A 17,613-nucleotide genomic window follows, 5' to 3' on the forward strand; every position below is an offset into this window, starting at 1 on the left:
GCTGACCCGGAGCCAACCTCCGGACCCAGTCGATTCGTGTATCGCCCGCACTCGATCCGGCGACACGACATCACCGAAGGGAATCTCGTGAAAGCACCATCACGTCGCGCTCGCCGGCTCCGCGCCGCCGGTGTCGTCCTCGCCGCATCCGCCGCGCTCGCGGGCGGGCTCACCGCCTGTTCCTCCGACGAGTCGTCCTCGACGACGAGTTCATCCGGCCCGACCGTCGAACTGACGTCGAACCCGGCGTCCGGCGAGGCCATCAAGATCGGTTTCATCACGCCCGAGGGCGGCGCGGTCAGCCTGCCGCAGCTGCGTGAGGCGGGCGAGGCCGCCGCGAAGTACTTGAACGAGAACGGCGGCGGCATCAAGGGCCACAAGGTCGACCTCGTGGTCTGCAAGGAACTCGAGGAGCCGGCCTCCGCCACCAGTTGCGCAAACCAGATGGTGGAGCAGAAGGCGTCCGTCGTGGTCTCGCCGTTCACCTCCACCGGCGCGGTGATCCTCCCGATTCTCTCCGGCGCGAACATCCCCTACGTCGCGATCTCCGGCGTCTCGCAGGCCGAGATGGCCTCGCCGATGGCGTTCATGCTGACCGGCGGATCCGTCGGCGCGATGTCTGCGATGGCCACGCAGGCAGCCAAGGACGGCGTCAAGAAGTTCTCGGTCATCATCGGCGACACCGGTGACGCCGCGGCGTCGACGAAGGCGCTCGGCGAGCCGATGTTCAAAGCTGCGGGCGTCGACCTCAGTGTCATCACCGTTCCGACCTCGATCGCGGACCCGACTCCGAACATCACCGCGGCTATCAACGAGAACAAGCCCGACGCGGTCACCATCCTGGGCGACTCGCGTCAGTGCACCACCGCGCTCAAGGCGCTGCAGACCGCCGCACCGGGCATGAAGCAGTACCTGATCTCGACGTGCATCGACAAGTCCGTCGTCGATGCCGTCGGCGTCGACGCGATCGCCGGCGGAACCACGTTCACCACCGTGAACCTCGACGATCAGACCGACGAGTCGGTCAAGGTGTACCGCAGCGTGATGGCTCAGTACGCCCCCGACGTCGACCCGAACGGCATCGCCTACATGGGCTACCAGGCGGTGATGGCCCTGAACGGTCTCGGCGCCCAGCTGCCCACCGGAGCCGTGACCGCGCAGGACATGACCAACGCCCTCCGGACGTCGAAGAACGTTCCGGTCCCCGCGGCGCCCGGCCTGACCTACACCTGCGACGGCAAGGCCATGCCGATGCTCCCCAGCCTGTGCGGCATGGGCGTGCTGGTCAGCAAGGTCTCGTCTGACGGCAAGCTCACCGACACCGTGGTCCTGAACCAGCACTGACATCTGGAGAGACGCGATGGGGGGCCGCCGTACGGCGGTCCCCCGTTTCGTCTCCACCGGTGATCGTCTTCATCTCCAAGGATCCTTATGACTTCCGTATTCGCTTACCTGCTGCTGGGCATGGGCAACGGCGCCGTGTACGCCGCGCTCGGCCTGGCACTGGTGATGACCTACAAGAGCTCCGGTGTGGTCAACTTCGCCACCGGTGCGGTCGCGTTGTACGCGGCGTACACGTTCGCGTTCCTCCGTCACGGACAACTCCTCATCCCGATCCCCGGCCTCGACTCCACAGTCGACGTCGGCGGCCCGTGGGCCGTGATGCCCGCGCTGATCGTCTCCGTTCTGCTGGCGTCGATCGTCGGCGTGATAGCCGAACTGGTCGTCTTCCGGCCGATGCGGACGGCGCCCGTCCTGGCGAAGGCCGTCGCCGCGATCGGTGTGATGCTGGTGCTCCAGGCGTTGATCGCCCTGCAGGTCGGCCCCAACACCCCGACCGTCGCACCGATCTTCAAGCAGAAGAACCTCCACATCGGCGACGCGGTGGTACCCACCGACCGCTTGTGGCTCGCCGCCGTCATCGTCTGCCTGGCTGTCTGTGCCGGGCTCGTGCTGAAGTACACCCGGTTCGGCATCGCGACCGAGGCGTCCGCCGAGTCGGAGAAGGGCGCCCTGCTCACCGGCCTCTCCCCGGATCGGATCTCGCTCGCCAACTGGGCGCTGTCGTCGGCGACCGCGGCCATCGGCGGCATCGTGATCGCCCCGATCGTGCCGCTGAACCCGATCGCGTACACGATGTTCATCGTTCCGGCGCTCGCCGCAGCCCTGGTCGGCGACTTCGCGGGTATCGGCATCACGGTCGCCGCGGGCCTGGTGATCGGCATGCTGCAGTCGGAGACCACGTATCTGCAGTCCATCTGGGACGCGATGCCGGACGCGGGCATGGCCGAGGCGGTGCCGCTGGTTCTGATCCTGGCCTTCCTGCTGATCCGCGGTCGTCCGCTCCCGGGACGCGGCGCGGTGTCCACCAATGACCTCGGACGCTCGCCCCGACCACGACGGATCGTCGTGCCGACGCTCATCTGCGTGGCCGTCGCAGTCGTCGCCCTGCTGATCACCTCCGGCAGCCTCCGGCTCGCGGTGATCTCGTCGATGATCTTCGGCATGATCGCGCTGTCGCAGCTGGTGGTCACCGGCTACGCCGGTCAGGTGTCTCTCGCGCAGCTCACCCTGGCGGGCACGGGCGCGTTCGCCCTCAGCAGGTTCGGGTCGAACATGGGCATTCCGTTCCCGTTCGCCCCGCTGCTGGCGGCACTGGTCGCGATGGTGATCGGCGTCGTCGTCGGACTTCCGGCACTGCGAGTTCGCGGGCTTCCACTGATGGTCGCGACGTTGGCCCTGGCCGTCTTCGCCGAGGCCTTCTGGTTCCGCAATCCCAGCCTCAACGGCGGCATCGACGGCGCACCGATCAAGCCGCCCTCGATCTTCGGCATCGATCTCGGCATCGGCGCCGGCGACGGCTATCCGCGCATCGCCTTCGGCATCCTGTGCCTGGTGGTGCTCACGATCACCGCCCTGGCGGTCGCGGCACTGCGCCGCAGCCGGCTCGGCGCGTCCATGCTCGCGGTCCGCGCCAACGAACGCTCCGCCGCATCGGCAGGGATCGACGTCGGCGCCACCAAGCTGCTCGCTTTCGCCATCGCGTCGTTCATCGCCGGTCTCGGCGGCTCGCTGCTGGCCTACCAGCAGACCCTCGCGGCCGCGGGAACGTACGCGGTGTTCAGCGGGATCGCGCTGTTCGCCGTCATCTACATCGCGGGCGTCACCTCGATCACCGGTTCCCTGCTGGCAGGCATCATGGCACCCGGCGCGCTGATGTACTTCATCATGGATCGGTACCTGCACTTCGGCGACTACTACATGCTCGCCAGCGGCGCGCTGCTGATCCTGACCGTCGTGACGAGTCCGGACGGCATCGCCGGCCGGATCACGAATCTGCGACCGGCCAAGCGGTCGTCGAACACCGAGGTCGCGCGCGGTGCCGACCCGGCACTCGAGGCCGAGACCGAGACCGCCCAGGCGCCGGCGCGGACCATCGGCGATCCCGTCCTGACCGTCGACGGCGTCAGCGTGAAGTACGGCGCGGTGACAGCGGTCGACGACGTCTCCTTCGAACTGCGGGCGGGCGAGATCGTCGGACTGATCGGACCCAACGGGGCCGGAAAGACAACGCTGGTCGACGCGATCTGCGGCTTCGTACCCTCGACCGGCCAGGTGTCGACCGATGAGAGACGGATCGACGGGCTCGCACCGCATCGTCGTACGCGTGCCGGTCTGGGACGCACCTTCCAGGACATCGAACTGTACGACGACCTCTCCGTCTCGGAGAATCTGAAGGTCGCGGCGGGCCGCAGTCCGGAGGGCGCCGTCGACAACGCACTGCGGCTGCTGGGCATCTCCGACCTGGCCGACGTCGCCGCGGCGGACCTGTCTCAAGGCCAACGTCAGCTCGTCTCGGTGGCCCGAGTCCTCGCCGGCGAACCGCGGGTGGCCCTGCTCGACGAACCGGCGGCCGGCCTGGATACCGCCGAGAGCCAGTGGCTCGGCGCGCGACTTCGCGCGGCGCAGACGTCCGGGACGGCGATGCTGCTGATCGACCACGACATGGATCTGGTGCTCGGTGTCTGCGATCGAGTGATCGTGCTGGACCTCGGCGCGGTCATCGCGACCGGGACGCCGGACGAGATCCGCACGTCGGACAAGGTGATCGAGGCGTATCTGGGCGCACCGCTCGCGAGCGGCGAGCCGGATGCGGCTATGGAGGAGCAGAAATGAACGTGCTGGAATGCGATGGCCTGTCGGCCGCGCGAATCGCTGGAAGTCCCTGCGTGCACGAGGTGGATCTGAAGGTCGGCAAGGGCGAGGTGATCGCTCTGCTCGGTCCCAACGGGGCGGGTAAGACCACGATGCTCGAGACCTTGGCCGGACTCCTTCCTCGGGAGGCGGGGAAGGTCGTGGTCGGCGGCGTCGAGCTGCCGTCCGGCAATCCGCGCTCGGCCGTGCGGAACGGTCTGGTCCTGGTCCCGGACGACCGCGCCCTGTTCCGGCGGCTGACCACCGAGCAGAACATGCGGCTCGCGGTGAAGTCCCGCGGCCGCAAGGCGGCCGCACAGGAGATGGAGGTGGCCCTGGAGTACTTCCCCGCACTGCGCAAGCGCATGTCGGTGGCGGCAGGCCAGTTGTCCGGCGGCGAGCAGCAGATGCTCGCACTCGCGCGGGCCCTGCTGCAGAAGCCCGACGTCCTGCTGATCGATGAGCTCAGCATGGGTCTGGCACCGGTGATCGTCGAGGCGATCCTCCCGGTGCTCCGGCAGGTCGCGGCGGATCAGGGCACCTCGGTGATCCTGGTGGAGCAGCACGTGCACCTCGCGCTCGGCATCGCCGATCGCGCCGTCGTCCTCGTCAAGGGCCGGATCCATCTGGAAGACGACGCCTCCGCCCTCGCCGCCGACCTCGGCAGGCTGGAGGCCGCGTACATGGGCGAGTGAGCGCGGCCCAACCCGCTGGTTGAGCGAGCGGGTAGGGCCGCTCGCTCAACCAGCGGGGCCTGCCCGACTACCCCAGCGACAGTTTGCCCGCGAGCTTCTGCAGGTAGGCGCGGGCGGTCTCGACGTCCTTGTCCGGCAGACCGTAGAGGACGCGGGTCACACCGATCTTCCCCCAGCGCGCCAGGCGTTCGGCGTCGGGTCGCATGTCCAGCGCGACGACCTGCGGAGTCCCCTCACGGCCGGCATCGGCCCAGATCTTGCGCAGGAGCGTCACCGATTCCTCGATGTCGGTCTCACCGGGTGTGGTGATCCAGCCGTCGGCACTGCGGGCGATCCACTTGAAGTTCTTCTCCGTGCCCGCAGCTCCGACCGTGACACCGATGGTGCGCGACGGCTTCGGCCAGGCCCAGCTCGGACCGAAGTCGACGAACTCGCCGTGGTACTCGGCCTCCTCCTGCGTCCACAGCGCCCGCATCGCCTCGAGGTACTCCCGGAGCATGGTCCGCCTGCGGCCCGCGGGCACGTGGTGGTCGGACAGCTCGTCGAGGTTCCAGCCGAAGCCGACACCGAGAGCGATGCGGCCGCGCGAGAGATGGTCGAGGGTGGCGATCGTCTTCGCGAGCGTCAGCGGATCGGACTGCACCGGCAGCGCCACGGCCGTCGACAGTTCGATGCGCGAAGTCACGGCCGCGGCGGCCGCGAGCGACGTCCACGGATCGAGTGTGCGCGTGTATCGATCATCGGGGAGGCTGGCGTCGCCGGTTCTGGGGTGCGCCGCCTCCCGCTTCGTCGGGATGTGACTGTGCTCCGGCACGTAGTAGGCAGCGAAGCCCGCGTCCTCGATCAGCGGTGCCAGCTCGTGCGCGCGGAGTCCGCGATCGCTGGTGAACTGCACGATTCCGTAATCCAACTCGAACCTCCGAACTCACGGCGCCCCAATTCTGGACGCCAGACTGGACACTAGTCTAACTTGGCCGCCACGTGCCTGTCTCGCCTCGGCGGCTACGAGTTCGACGCGGCGACACGCACCTCGTCGAGGTCGGCGAAGAGTCCGCCGGCAGGCGTCGCCCGGCTGATCGCGTCGGCCGCGAGCACGACCGCCGCGGACGTCCAGCAGCTGCGCTCCACCGGCCACCGCTTCCCGTCCGCGAACACCAGACCCGTCCAGTAGGAGCCGTCGGGGTCGCGCAGATGCTGGATGGACTCGACCATGGCGACGGCGCGGTCGACGTCGCCGATCGCCTCCAGTGCGAGCGCCAGTTCGCTCGTCTCGGCACCGGTCACCCACGGTCGATGCCCGACGCAGCGGATGCCGAGTCCCGGCACCACGAAGCGGTCCCACTCGGAGTCGATCAGTGCCCGGCCCTCGTCACCGCGCACCGGGCCACCGAGCACCGGGTAGTACCAGTCCATCGAATGCTCGCTCGGCGCGACGAACACCTCGTCGCGCCGGCCGAACGCCGCGGCGAGATCGGTCCGCGCCCGCTCCCACCCGGTGGCGTCGCCGTCTACCTCGCCGGCGATCCGCAGCGCGCAGCAGAGCGCGGAGTAGATACTCGAGTTCCCGGTCAGCAGCGCGTCGTCGAACATCGCGCCCGTCGTGAAGTCCGCCGCCCAGCGGAACGCGCCGTCGTCGCGCCGGAACATCAGGACGCGGTCGATCGCGGCGCGGACCGTCGGCCACATGCTCCAGAGGAAGGCCTCGTCGCCGGTTATCAGGTAGTGATGCCACACCCCGACGGCGATGTACGCGCAGAAGTTGCTGTCGACGCCCGGATCGACGACCCGACCGGCCCGCAGTTCGATCGGCCAGGATCCGTCGTGCCGCTGAGTGTGCGCCGACCACTCGTACGCGGCGCGCGCCTCGGCGAGATAGCCGCTCGCCGAGAGCGCCATCGCCGATTCGATGTGGTCCCACGGGTCGGTCTTGCCACCGGGGAACCACGGGAGCGCGCCGTCGGACTCCTGCATCCCGGCGATCGCGGCACCGGTGGCGCGCACCTGCTCACAGGTCAGCACGCCGGAGACGGACGGTACGACCATCGCTACGCGGACTCCGCCAGCCGCGCGGGCTTGCGCAGGTAGATCGCCACCGACTTGCCGACCACCGGGTTCAGCAGCTGCTCCCCGACCCGCGTCACCCACGGCTTGCTCATCATGTCCCAGACCAGCATCTTGTGGTAGCCGCGGACCAGCGGATGCTCGTCGTTCTCCACGCCGACGGCGCACTTGAGCCACCAGTACGGCGCGTGCAGCGCATGCGCATGACCCGACCCGGTGACCTCAAGACCGGCGTCGGCGAGCTTCGCCGCCAGCTCCGACTCCCGGTAGATCCGGACGTGACCGCCCTCCACCTCGTGGTACTCGTCCGACAACGCCCAGCAGACCTTCTCCGGCCAGTACCGGGGCACGGTCACCGCGGCCAGACCGCCGGGCTTGAGGATGCGGACCATCTCAGCGATCGCCGCTGCGTCGTCCGGGATGTGCTCCAGGATCTCCGACATCAGTACGACGTCGAAGGTGTCATCGTCGTAGGGCAGGGCCAGCGCGTCGCCGACCTCCGTGCGCGCGATGCCCGACTCCGGGACTTCGCCCGCCGCGGCGAGTGCGCCGAACATCTCTGCGACGTCGGCCATGTCCTTCTCGTTCTGGTCGAACGCGATGACGTCCGCGCCGCGACGGAGCATCTCGTACGAGTGCCTGCCCTGGCCTGCGCCGATGTCGATGACGCGGACGCCCGGTCCCACGTCGAGACGGTCGAAGTCCACAGTCAGCACGTCAGTTCCCTTCTGCGACGGCGTCTACGGCCGCCTGGTATCGGTCGGCCGTCGCCTTGGCGACCGCCGACCAGCTGTATCGCCGAGTGGCCCGTTCCCGACCGCCCGCGCCGATCCGGGCGGCGAGGTCGGGGTCCTCGAGGAGTCGCAGCAACGCCTGCGCCAGAGCGCCGGCATCGCGCGGCGGCACCAACACGGCCGCCTCCTCGTCCTCTCCGACGACCTCGGGGATCGCCCCGGCGCGCGTGGCGACGAGCGGCGTCCCGCAGCTCATCGCCTCCACTGCGGGCAGTGAGAAACCCTCATACAGCGACGGCACGCAGGCCACCTCGGCACTGGCCAGCAGTCCGGCCAGCTCCGCATCGTCGAGCCCGGACACGACGGAGACTCGGTCGGCGATCGACAGTTCGTCGATGAGCCGGGCCGACGGCCCGTCGGGATCGAGCTTGGACACGAGGGTCAGGTGGACGTCGCGCTCGGCGGCGACCTTCGCGACCGCCTCGAGCAGGTACGACACTCCTTTGAGCGGCGCGTCGGCGCTCGCGACGCAGACGATCCGGCCCGGCACCCGCTCACCGCGCGGCGCGTAGAGGTCGACGTCCACCCCGAGCGGAATGGTCGCGAGCGCACCCGGTGCGACGTGGAATGCCTTCCGGATGTCCTGCTCACTGCTGTTGGAGACGGTCAGGAGCGACGGAATCCGGCGCGCCACTCGACCCTGCATCGCGAGGAACGAATGCCAGCGCCAGGCACTGATCTTCTTCAGTCCCTTCGCCGCCTTCACCGCGAGCGCACGGTCCTGGGTGATCGGATGATGAATCGTCGCGACGAGCGGGAAGCCCTGCCGCTTGATCGAGAGCAGTCCATATCCGAGGCACTGGTTGTCGTGGACCACGTCGAAGTCGTCCCGGCGACCGCGCAGCAGCCGTGCCATCCGCAGGCTGAACGTCAGCGGCTCACCGAATGCCGCGGTCCACATGGCGGCCACTTCGAGCACGTCGATCCAGTCGCGGTATTCCCGGAGTCGGGGTGTCCGGAACGGCTCCGGCTCGCCGTACAGATCCAGGCTGGGCACCTTCGTGAGCCGGACGCCGTCGTCGAGTTCCGGGTACGGCTGGCCCGAGAACACCTCGACGTCGTGGCCGAGCGCGGCCAGTTCGCGCGAAAGGTGCCGGACGTAGACGCCCTGCCCACCGCAATGGGGTTTGCTGCGGTACGACAGCAGCGCGATCCGCACTAGACGCCCTCGACGGGCTCGGCCCGGCCCGCGACGACCTTCATCTCGTCGATCGAGATGAACTTGACCCGCCGTCGGCCGGCCCCCGAACCCGCATCGCGCTCCGCGGAGTCGATGCGCTTCCACCCGGACAGATCCACGCGGTGCGCACCGCGGCCCTCGACCAGCGCGGCGACATCGGAGCTGTCGACCGTCGGTGCGCCCAGGAGTCCGTTCGCGAAGTCCGCCAGAATCGCAGCGGCCGCCTCCTCGCCGCACAGCCGGTTGCGGCCGATGCCTCCGGTGGGTCCGCGCTTGATCCAGCCTGCGACGAACACCCCGGGCAACGGATCGCCCGCGGGTCCGTCGAGCACGCGGCTGTCGGCGTTGGGCACCACGGACCGGCCGTCGTCGAACGGGAGATCCTTGATCGGCCTGCTGCGGTAGCCGATGGAGCGGACGATCAACCCCGCGTCGAGCTGCGAGGTCTCGTCGGTCTGCTCGATCTTCCCGCCGCCGATGTAGCGGTTGCGGACCAGATTCAGCCCGGTCGCCGCGCCGTCGTCGTCGCCGATGATCTCGACCGGCGAGGTGAGGAACGTGAACACGATACGGCGGTTGCCGTCCGTCTGCGGCTTGGCCGCGAACTCCTCAGCCAGGCGGATCTTGGTGGCGATCACCGAGTCCAGCGAGTCATCGGCGAGCGCCGCGGCCGCCTCCTCGGACAGCGTCAGCTCCGCGTCGTCGATCACGATGTCGACGCCCTCGAGGTCGGCCAGCGAGACGAACTCGCCGTTCGTGAAAGCGCCGTGTTCGATCCCCCGACGGCCGACGACGACCACTTCGCGGACCTTCGACGCGCGCAACACCTCGAGGGCGTGGTCGGCGATGTCGGTCGAGGCGAGCTCATCGGGGTCGGTGACCAGGATGCGCGCGACGTCGAGCGCGACGTTGCCGTTGCCGATCACCACGGCGCGCTCGCCGCTCAGATCGAAGGTGCGGTCGGCGTAGTCGGGATGCCCGTTGTACCAGGCCACGAAGTCGGTCGCGGCGATCGAGCCGTCCAGATCCTCTCCCGGGATGTCGAGCCTGCGGTCGTTCGCGGCCCCGACCGCGTACAGCACCGCTCCGTAGCGCTCGCGCAGCTCGTCGTGCGTGATGTGGGTGCCCACCTCGACGCCGAGGTGATAGGTGAAGTTCCGCTTCTTCTCGACCGCCGCGAACGTCTCCTCGACGCCCTTGGTCTGCGCGTGGTCCGGCGCGACGCCCGCGCGCACCAGCCCGTACGGCGTCGGCAGGCGGTCGAACATGTCGACCCGCACCTGAGCCTTCTTGACCAGTTCCTGCGCGGCGTAGAACGCGGCGGGGCCGGCGCCGACGATGGCGACGCGCAGTTCCTCGTCCGGCAGCTTCGGAGCCTTCGGATGCCGCACCAGGCCGCCCTCGACGTCGTGGTCCTTGTAGTAGTCCGCGTTGATCTGCAGGAAGGGCTCTTCCTTCTCCGGCAGCTGATCGTCCGGGTAGATCGCGCTCACCGGGCATTCGTCGATGCACGCACCGCAGTCGATGCACGTCTCCGGGTCGATGTAGAGCATCTCGGCTGTCAGGAAATCCGGTTCATCCGGAGTCGGATGAATGCAGTTGACCGGGCAGACGGCCACGCAGGAACCATCGTTACAGCACGACCTCGTGATTACGTGCGTCATCTGGGACTTCCCTCCGAACGTCAAGGGTGAACGTGTTCTAGTTTCTTCGAGAGTACCGTATCGAAGGTCACATCTTCGTCACGACCGCAGCCTATCCCTCACCTCGAGGAACCGGAGGAGTCCGCCCCGATGACAGCACCGCAGACGTACCAGGCGATGGCCGACAGGAAGGCCGGCGCGAAGTACTTCACGGCAGACTATCGGGTGCGCACCGGCGACATCGATCAGGACATGCGAGTGCGGCTCGACGGGATCGCCAGGTTCCTCCAAGACGTCGCCAACGACAACATCGCCGTGCTCCCGTTCGCCGAGACCGACCCGTTCTGGATCATCCGGCGGACGGTGATCGACGTGCTCGAACCGATCACCTGGCCGTCGGACTTCGAGGTGGAGCGCTGGTGCGGAGCGTTGTCGACACGCTGGACCAACATGCGGGTCCGCATCAAGGCGACCAGCGGAACCAACCGCTTCAACCCGGAGCCGCGGCCGGACGGCCTCGTGGAGACCGAGGCGTTCTGGATCAACATGACAGAGCAGGGCATGCCCGCCCGGATCAGCGATCTGGCGATGGAGACGCTGACCGCCATGACCGACGAGCACCGACTCAAGTGGAAGGCGATGAATCCCGGCACCGCGCCTGCGCCCGAGGACCTCGACCTCCCCGATCGCGAACACGTGCTTCGCATCACCGACTTCGACCCGTTCAAGCACCTCAACAATGCCGCGTACTTCGAGGCCGTCGAAGACGAGCTCGTCGATCACGCCGACCTCCTCGACCGGCCGCATCGCGCGATCATCGAGTACCTGCGCCCGATCACACCGGGCACTCGGGTGGTCGTGCGCAGGCAGCGCCTCGACGACGCGCTGCTGGTGTGGCTGATGACCCCGAACGACGCGGGCGAACTTCAGGTCGCCGCGTCCGTCTCGGTGTCCCGGATCCCCTGACGACCCCAGTCCCCTCCCCCTCGGCCGGTCGAGACGCCCACCCCAGCCCTCCTCAGGTTGATCGCCAAGTGCTTGTGCCGTTGAGCGTGACCACCTGGCGGTCACGCTCAACGGCACAGCGGCTCCACGAGGTCCGGGTCAGTTCGCGCCCGTCAGGATCAGCTCCATCAACTTGATCGGCCCCGCGCACGGGTCTCCGGGCTGCGCGGCCTCCGGCTCCACCCACCAGGTGAAGATGCCGCCCGCGGGCGACTTCGCGGTGACACCGCACACCTGCGGGCGCTTCGGATCACGCTGGGTGAACGCAGCCTGGCTCTGCACCGAGATGTTCTCGGTGGTGAAGCCCAGGTTCTGCGCGGTCTCCTTCTCCAGGTTGTAGTCGCCCCACTCGAACCAGTTGAACGTGACGTCGATCTGCTGGGGCTGCACGATCCACCGACAGTTGGCGCCGAAGAAGTTCGATTCGGCCGTCGTTCCGCCGACGGCCTTCGCGATCGTCGACGACGGCAGCACCTCGCACTCGGCCAGCAGCTTGTCGAACTGATCGGTGTCGACGTGCCCCTTGTCCGTGCCGACGGCGCGCCCTTCGCGCACCGCCTCGCCGTCGACAGTGCACGCGGCCAGCGTGATACCGACGGCCAGTACGGCCACGATCACCGCGATACCCCTGCGGACTGCGATCATGACGCCCCCTTCACAACCTTCTCGGTGATCCGCTTGGCCGCGCCGCAGAGTTGGTCCTGATTGATCGTCGGTCCGGTGGCCGGACTGCTCGGCGAAGCCAGCGAGATCTCGATGAAGTCAGCGTCCCAGGCGATCGCCGTCTCACAGATGCCCTCGGTATGAGCGATGAAGCCCGGCTGACCGTCGACCTCGTAGTCCTGGGTGCTGTCACGACTCAGCTGCTCGGTGCCGCGCTCGCGGCCGATCGGCGACCCGCGGTACCAGTTGAACGAGACCGACCCGTTCCGCTGCGCGTCGGCACGCCACTCGCAGGTGGAGGTGTTGTCGATCGCGAGCTTGAGTCCCGGCATCCCCGACATCGACACGACGTCGTCGACGGTCAGTCCCCCGCACCGCGCGAACTGCGGTCCACTGCCCGCCTTCGGCGTCTCGGTGGCTCCGGCCTCGTCGCCGCCACCGTTCGACGAGCACCCCGCCAGAAGCAGTGCCGTAGCGGCGAGAACAAGCATCGCGCCGGACCGGAACTGATCGAGCTGACGGCGCTCACGCTTAGTGGGTCGGCCCGCACCGCGGTCACGTCGTGGCAGGCTGGCGAGCACCTCGCGGGGCGGCGGGGGCGGGCTGTGGTCGATGAAGCACTCCGCAGCCGCCGGCGCCGAGACCCGCTTGCTGATGAGCCTGGTGACTTCGACGATGCGCTCGCGGCCGCCCAGCCGGACGGTGACCCGGTCGCCGACCGAGACCGGCGCGGCAGCTTTGGCGGTGACGCCGTTCAACTGAACGTGTCCGGCACGGCACGCCGCACCCGCCGCCGACCGCGTCTTGGTGAGCCGGATCGACCAGATCCAGCTGTCGATGCGCGTCGCCATCGCTCCCCTTCCGTCACGAGGTCCGCCGGGCCGTTCTCGGCTCCCACAGTAATCTCCGCCGCCGACATCCCGCGGCGCAGACGACGATGCCCGGAACCTGAAGCAGGTTCCGGGCATCGTCGTCGCGATTCAACTCAGGATGCGAGAGCCTTCGCCTTGAGGGCCTCGTACTCCTCCTGGGTGATGGTGCCCGCGTCGAGCAGCGACTTCGCGGTCGCGATGTCAGCGGCAGGCGAGGCCTTGCCCGCGGCGTTCCGGATGTACTCCTGGCTCGCCTTGTCCGCGGCGACGGCGGCGGCCTGGCCACGCTCAGCCATCCCGCGCCCGCGCGCGATCAGGTACACGAACGCCGTCAGGTATGGAATCACGATCAGGAAGATGATCCAGACGACCTTCCATCCGGCAGACAGCTTGTGATCACGGAACAGGTCCGTCAGGACCATGAACAGCACCATCAGGTACGCGATGAACGCGAACACGAGCAGCGTGTACCAGATGACGTTCCAGAACGAGCTCCAGTCCATTTGGGGACCCACTTTCTTAGTTGGACGTCAATCGTATCCACAGGGCGCAGTCGGCCACGACCGGCATCACCCGTAGAGGACTATCGTCTCCGATCCACGGCTCATCCGCCGAAGGACGACACGAACGACACTTCGGTGATGTCCATCACAAATTCGCCGGACCACGCGGACGGCACCCGACGCCGTCGCGCCCGGATGCCCGTCCACTGCCCGCTTCGAAGGAACAAAGTCCCTGGTAGGGGATTCGACTGAGCGTTTTGGCTACGCTACCGTAATGTCCGTCGCCGACCGCAACATCCAGGAGTAGTTCAACAATGTCAGCTGTCATCCTCTACGGCACCGAAACCGGCACGGGCGAGCTCGTCGCCGACGCGATCGCAGACGTTCTGGCTGCCGATCACGATCCGTCGATCTACGACATGGCGGAGTACGAGGTCGAGGATCTCAGCACCGACGACTTCCTGGTGGTCGTGTGCTCCACCTACGGCGAGGGCGAGCTGCCGTCCAGCGCCCTCCCCTTCGCCGACGAACTCGACGAGATCAAGCCCGATCTGAGCGGCCTGCGCTTCGCGGTCTTCGGCATGGGCGACACCGTGTACGGGGACACCTACAACAAGGGCGGCGAGATCATGGCCGCCAAGCTCACCGAGCTCGGTGCGGTTCAGGTCGGCGAGCACTTCCGTCACGACGCGTCGTCGGCAGTGAAGCCCGCGAAGGCCGCCGAGGAGTGGGCGGCCGCTCTGCCCGCTCTCATCGAGCAGGACTGAGTCCGCCACATCATCAGCCTCCGTGCCCGGTCCCGCATCGCGGGGCCGGGCATTGTCGTCATGACCCGACGTTGACCGCCTCTTCACGGGAGTGTCGTTGGTCCTCCCCGCGGATCGCGGCGTCCTGAGCCAGCTTCACCACCGCGGTCGCCGCGACCAGCGCCACGACGCACAGGAACACCGCTGTCGGCGCACTGACGTAGATGTTCTCGCCCAGCAGTGCGACGCCGAGCACCATGGCCACCGTCGGCTCCATCACGTTCATCGCGGGGAACGAGGTCTGCAGATCGCCCGCACCGAAACCACGCTGCTGGGCGATGATCGCGAGGACGACGACCACCACCAGCAGGTACATCTCGGCATGGTGGACCAGCGAGACCGGGTCGTCGACGACGCGGAGCGCCACCGCTTTGATCAGCAGCGCCGACACGCCGAACAGCGCCCCCGACGCCAATCCATAGCTGAGGGCCCGGAAGTGCGCGCTGCGACACCTTTCGGCGTTGACGACGATCCCGATGAGGCCCACCACCAGCACACTCACGGTGATGACCATGACGAGCATGTTCGGTCGGCGGTCGGTCGACACCGGGCGGGCCAGCACGAGGAACAGAACCACGCAGACCACCAGGATCACGCCCCACAGCCACTCGCCGCGTTCCAGTCGCCGCTTGTCGATCCACGCCTCCATCGGCAGCGCGAACAGGACCGCGAGGACCACGAGTGGTTGCACCACCAGAATCGACCCGAGTCCCAACGCCGTGGCCTGCAGCCCGAAGCCGAGCAGCGCGACCACCGCGCCGAGCCACCAGCCCGCGGTGATGGCTCCGCTCGCCGCCGACGCCCGCTGCCGCAGCACGGTTCCGCCGGCTATCAGAACCGCCGCGGTGATCGCGAGCAGTATCGGAGCCCAGGTATGCATCACTAGACAGATTAGTGCCCAACGAGCCGCGCCGCGGTCGCCCAACCGCCGCCGTTCAGCGGTCGATGTGGAGTTCCGAGCTCAGCGGCGTGGGGTCGACCGTCAGATCCTGCACCGGGCAGTGCCGTTCGACGGTCTCCTGCAGCCGCCGGTAGTCATCGTCCGATGCAGGTCCGGAGATGTTCACCGACACCCGGACCGCCGTGAAGCCAGGTCGCACCTCGGCGTCGAGACCGAAGAACCCTCGGACGTCCAGATCACCCTCGGCAGTCAGAGTGAGATCGTCGAACTCGACGCCGAGCCGCTCCGCCCAGAACCGGTAGGTGACCACCTGGCACGACAGCAGCGCGGCGAGGTAGTACTCGACGGGGTTCGGGGCGGTGTCCGAACCGCCCAGGGTCGGCGGTTCGTCGACGGTGACGCTGAACGAGCGCAGCGCGACCTCGCTGGCGACGCCGTCGGTCGCGACCGCCGACGCACCGAAGACCACCTGCGCGTTGCTCGCCTTGGCCGCGACCGCGTCTGCGGTGGCCGCCGCGATGGAGTTGAGCGGGGTGCCGGATTCGGGGATGTCGATGAGCTGTGTTGTCGTCATGACGAGCACGCTACGAATGCGGCCTCACTGTCGACACCGTTGTGGTCAGTTCGGGTTTAACCGCGTGCGCGCGCCTGTCCGCTTTTGTCAGACCCCGGATCTACCGTGGTGTGCATGAGCTATCGCAGGGAACTCGAGCGGATGACGACGCTGTCCTCGCAAGACATCGACGATGCCTGCCGCGGCGCCCGTCTCCCCGCGTTGATCAACCGGTGCGTGGACGAACTCCTCGAGCTCACCGAACTCGCGGACGAGGCGTTGGTCGACGAACGGATCGACGAGCACGTCCTCTACATGCAGGAGGTGTCCGCCTGGCGTGAGACCTCGCACCTGCTGCGACTGATGACGGCGGACCCGACCCTTCGTTCTGCGGGTGCCGCATGACCGAACGCACCCTGATTCTCATGCGTCACGGCAAGTCCTCCTATCCGGACGGCGTGTACGACCACGATCGGCCATTGAACGATCGCGGCATGCGTCAGGCCGAGCTCGCCGGGCGCTGGATGGCCGACGATGGCCTCGATGTCGACATGGTGCTGTGCTCGACGTCGACCCGTACGCGAATGACGCTGCAGCAGAGCGGGGTGGCGGCACCGGTCGAGTATGTGAGCGACCTCTACGGCGGCACGCCGGCTGAGATCTTCGAATCGGTACGAATCTACGCACCGGCCTCGGCCGCGACCGTGCTCGTCGTCGGCCATTTCCCCGGTATGCCCGAAGCCGCGCTCGCCCTCGACCCGGACGGGGAGATCGACAGGTTCCCGACGTCCGCCTACGCCGCGATCCGCATCGGCGTCCCCTGGGAACGGCTTGGGCTCGACGTCGACCGCGACGCCCGCCTCCTCGCCTTGCGGGTACCCCGCTGACGCCGGTGGTCGTACAGGTAACGTCACCCGCATGGCCCCAACTATCACTCCTCCGACGGATGCGGACCTGGTTCACCTGCGCAGATGCGTGAGTCTGGCACGAGAAGCCCTCGATGAAGGCGATCAGCCGTTCGGCTCCCTGGTCGTCGACGCCGCCGGCGACGTCCGGTTCGCGGATCGCAACCGAGTCAGCGGCGGCGACCACACCCGACACCCCGAGTTCGCCATCGCGCGGTGGGCGGCGAAGAACCTGACCGAGGAGCAGCGGGCCCAGGCGACCGTCTACACCTCCGGCGAACACTGCCCGATGTGCTCGGCCGCGCACGCGTGGGTGGGACTGGGCCGGATCGTCTATGCCGCCAGCGCGGAACAGCTCACCGCCTGGCAGACCGCATGGGAGCTGCCGACCGCTCCAGTGGCCTCGCTGGCGATCAACGACGTCGCTCCCGGCGTTCCCGTGTCGGGGCCGGCCCCAGAACTCACCGAGGAACTCCGGGAACTTCACGCGCGCTCGGCAGGCGTCTCGCTGACCTGAATTCTCAGCCACCGCGCATGCCTGTGTGCCCGGCCATGTGAGCGGTCGGGTCAGGCGGCGAGCAGCGCGTCCAGGTGGGCTTCGGCCCGGGACTCCTCCGGTGCCGGCGGTGCGTGCGGTCCCTGGTCGGGAAGCAACTCCGCGTGGTGGACCTGATTGACCCGCCATCGCTGCCCGGGCCGCTCGCCGACCGGCCGCCAGGCGACGCGTCCGGCGTGCGGGCCGTCGATCAGGATCATCGTCTCCCAATCCCCGAGACGCTTGCCGACGCTGCGGTTGTGACGGCCGCATGCGGCGCCGAGGTGATCGACGTCGGTCGGG

18 protein-coding genes and 1 pseudogene are annotated in these 17,613 nt (G+C 68.1%); 8 read left to right on the top strand and 11 right to left on the bottom strand.

Features of this window, described 5'->3' with window-relative positions; all coding sequences use genetic code 11:
• Window positions 1-87: 87 nt before the first annotated feature.
• The 3 genes from SCNU_RS14830 to SCNU_RS14840 all read left to right on the top strand — a co-directional run bounded on the left by SCNU_RS14830 (window position 88) and on the right by SCNU_RS14840 (window position 4,889).
• Window positions 88-1,344 (top strand): ABC transporter substrate-binding protein, encoded by a 1,257-nt coding sequence (locus tag SCNU_RS14830; protein ID WP_040518553.1) that lies wholly within the window; start codon window positions 88-90, stop codon window positions 1,342-1,344.
• Window positions 1,345-1,431: 87 nt separating this feature from the next.
• The gene (locus tag SCNU_RS14835; protein WP_009680206.1) at window positions 1,432-4,176 is read left to right on the top strand and encodes an ABC transporter permease subunit; all 2,745 of its coding nucleotides are present in this window, start codon (window positions 1,432-1,434) and stop codon (window positions 4,174-4,176) included.
• Window positions 4,173-4,889: an ABC transporter ATP-binding protein gene (locus SCNU_RS14840; RefSeq protein ID WP_009680207.1), complete on the top strand. Its 717-nt coding sequence runs from the start codon at window positions 4,173-4,175 to the stop codon at window positions 4,887-4,889. Before SCNU_RS14835 ends, SCNU_RS14840 begins: the two co-directional genes overlap by 4 nt.
• A 67-nt stretch (window positions 4,890-4,956) precedes the next feature.
• On the opposite strand, the gene SCNU_RS14845 is transcribed toward SCNU_RS14840, so the two are convergent.
• The 5 genes from SCNU_RS14845 to SCNU_RS14865 form a co-directional block, all read right to left on the bottom strand.
• Window positions 4,957-5,799 (bottom strand): LLM class F420-dependent oxidoreductase, encoded by an 843-nt coding sequence (locus tag SCNU_RS14845; RefSeq protein WP_009680208.1) that lies wholly within the window; start codon window positions 5,797-5,799, stop codon window positions 4,957-4,959.
• A gap of 92 nt (window positions 5,800-5,891) precedes the next feature.
• Entirely contained in the window at window positions 5,892-6,932 is a 1,041-nt protein-coding gene (locus tag SCNU_RS14850; protein ID WP_009680209.1) for a glucosidase family protein, read from the bottom strand.
• Window positions 6,933-6,934: 2 nt separating this feature from the next.
• Window positions 6,935-7,666 (bottom strand): class I SAM-dependent methyltransferase, encoded by a 732-nt coding sequence (locus tag SCNU_RS14855; RefSeq protein WP_040518521.1) that lies wholly within the window; start codon window positions 7,664-7,666, stop codon window positions 6,935-6,937.
• Window position 7,667: 1 nt separating this feature from the next.
• Window positions 7,668-8,903: a glycosyltransferase family 4 protein gene (locus tag SCNU_RS14860; protein WP_009680211.1), complete on the bottom strand. Its 1,236-nt coding sequence runs from the start codon at window positions 8,901-8,903 to the stop codon at window positions 7,668-7,670.
• The gene (locus SCNU_RS14865; RefSeq protein ID WP_040518523.1) at window positions 8,903-10,588 is read right to left on the bottom strand and encodes an FAD-dependent oxidoreductase; all 1,686 of its coding nucleotides are present in this window, start codon (window positions 10,586-10,588) and stop codon (window positions 8,903-8,905) included. The genes SCNU_RS14860 and SCNU_RS14865 overlap by 1 nt, the downstream gene beginning before the upstream one ends.
• A 129-nt stretch (window positions 10,589-10,717) precedes the next feature.
• Here SCNU_RS14865 and SCNU_RS14870 point away from each other — a divergent pair, with 129 nt between their 5' ends.
• Entirely contained in the window at window positions 10,718-11,533 is an 816-nt protein-coding gene (locus SCNU_RS14870; protein ID WP_009680213.1) for an acyl-[acyl-carrier-protein] thioesterase, read from the top strand.
• Between the two features lie 138 nt (window positions 11,534-11,671).
• On the opposite strand, the gene SCNU_RS14875 is transcribed toward SCNU_RS14870, so the two are convergent.
• The 3 genes from SCNU_RS14875 to SCNU_RS14885 form a co-directional block, all read right to left on the bottom strand.
• Complete coding sequence (locus SCNU_RS14875; RefSeq protein WP_009680214.1) at window positions 11,672-12,217, bottom strand: DUF3558 domain-containing protein; 546 nt, start codon at window positions 12,215-12,217, stop codon at window positions 11,672-11,674.
• Window positions 12,214-13,086, bottom strand: coding sequence for a DUF3558 family protein (locus SCNU_RS14880; protein WP_009680215.1), 873 nt, complete (start codon window positions 13,084-13,086; stop codon window positions 12,214-12,216). Before SCNU_RS14880 ends, SCNU_RS14875 begins: the two co-directional genes overlap by 4 nt.
• 134 nt (window positions 13,087-13,220) lie before the next feature.
• Window positions 13,221-13,610: an SHOCT domain-containing protein gene (locus SCNU_RS14885; RefSeq protein WP_009680216.1), complete on the bottom strand. Its 390-nt coding sequence runs from the start codon at window positions 13,608-13,610 to the stop codon at window positions 13,221-13,223.
• 314 nt (window positions 13,611-13,924) lie between these two features.
• On the opposite strand from SCNU_RS14885, the gene SCNU_RS14890 reads away from it, so the two are divergent.
• Entirely contained in the window at window positions 13,925-14,377 is a 453-nt protein-coding gene (locus SCNU_RS14890; RefSeq protein ID WP_009680217.1) for a flavodoxin domain-containing protein, read from the top strand.
• 58 nt (window positions 14,378-14,435) lie between these two features.
• On the opposite strand, the gene SCNU_RS14895 is transcribed toward SCNU_RS14890, so the two are convergent.
• Both SCNU_RS14895 and SCNU_RS14900 read right to left on the bottom strand, forming a co-directional pair.
• Window positions 14,436-15,296: a DMT family transporter gene (locus SCNU_RS14895; protein ID WP_009680218.1), complete on the bottom strand. Its 861-nt coding sequence runs from the start codon at window positions 15,294-15,296 to the stop codon at window positions 14,436-14,438.
• Between the two features lie 55 nt (window positions 15,297-15,351).
• Window positions 15,352-15,867 carry an OsmC family protein gene (locus tag SCNU_RS14900; RefSeq protein ID WP_175284110.1) on the bottom strand — a complete coding sequence of 172 codons (516 nt, stop codon included), beginning with the start codon at window positions 15,865-15,867 and terminating at the stop codon, window positions 15,352-15,354.
• Window positions 15,868-16,005: 138 nt separating this feature from the next.
• On the opposite strand from SCNU_RS14900, the gene SCNU_RS14905 reads away from it, so the two are divergent.
• The 3 genes from SCNU_RS14905 to SCNU_RS14915 are packed head-to-tail and all read left to right on the top strand — an operon-like array spanning window position 16,006 to window position 17,292.
• A complete protein-coding gene (locus SCNU_RS14905) occupies window positions 16,006-16,275 on the top strand; it encodes a hypothetical protein (protein WP_040518524.1) in 270 nt (89 codons plus the stop codon).
• Window positions 16,272-16,757, top strand: a complete 486-nt coding sequence (locus SCNU_RS14910; RefSeq protein ID WP_009680221.1) for a SixA phosphatase family protein — start codon at window positions 16,272-16,274, stop codon at window positions 16,755-16,757. The genes SCNU_RS14905 and SCNU_RS14910 overlap by 4 nt, the downstream gene beginning before the upstream one ends.
• 31 nt (window positions 16,758-16,788) lie before the next feature.
• Window positions 16,789-17,292, top strand: a complete 504-nt coding sequence (locus SCNU_RS14915) for a nucleoside deaminase (RefSeq protein ID WP_040518526.1) — start codon at window positions 16,789-16,791, stop codon at window positions 17,290-17,292.
• A 50-nt stretch (window positions 17,293-17,342) separates the two neighbouring features.
• On the opposite strand, the pseudogene SCNU_RS14920 reads toward SCNU_RS14915, so the two are convergent.
• A pseudogene (locus tag SCNU_RS14920) lies at window positions 17,343-17,613 on the bottom strand (HNH endonuclease signature motif containing protein); the annotation flags it as partial.

Origin of the sequence: Gordonia neofelifaecis NRRL B-59395 (genome assembly GCF_000192435.1) — a bacterium.
GTDB classification, from domain to species: domain Bacteria; phylum Actinomycetota; class Actinomycetes; order Mycobacteriales; family Mycobacteriaceae; genus Gordonia; species Gordonia neofelifaecis.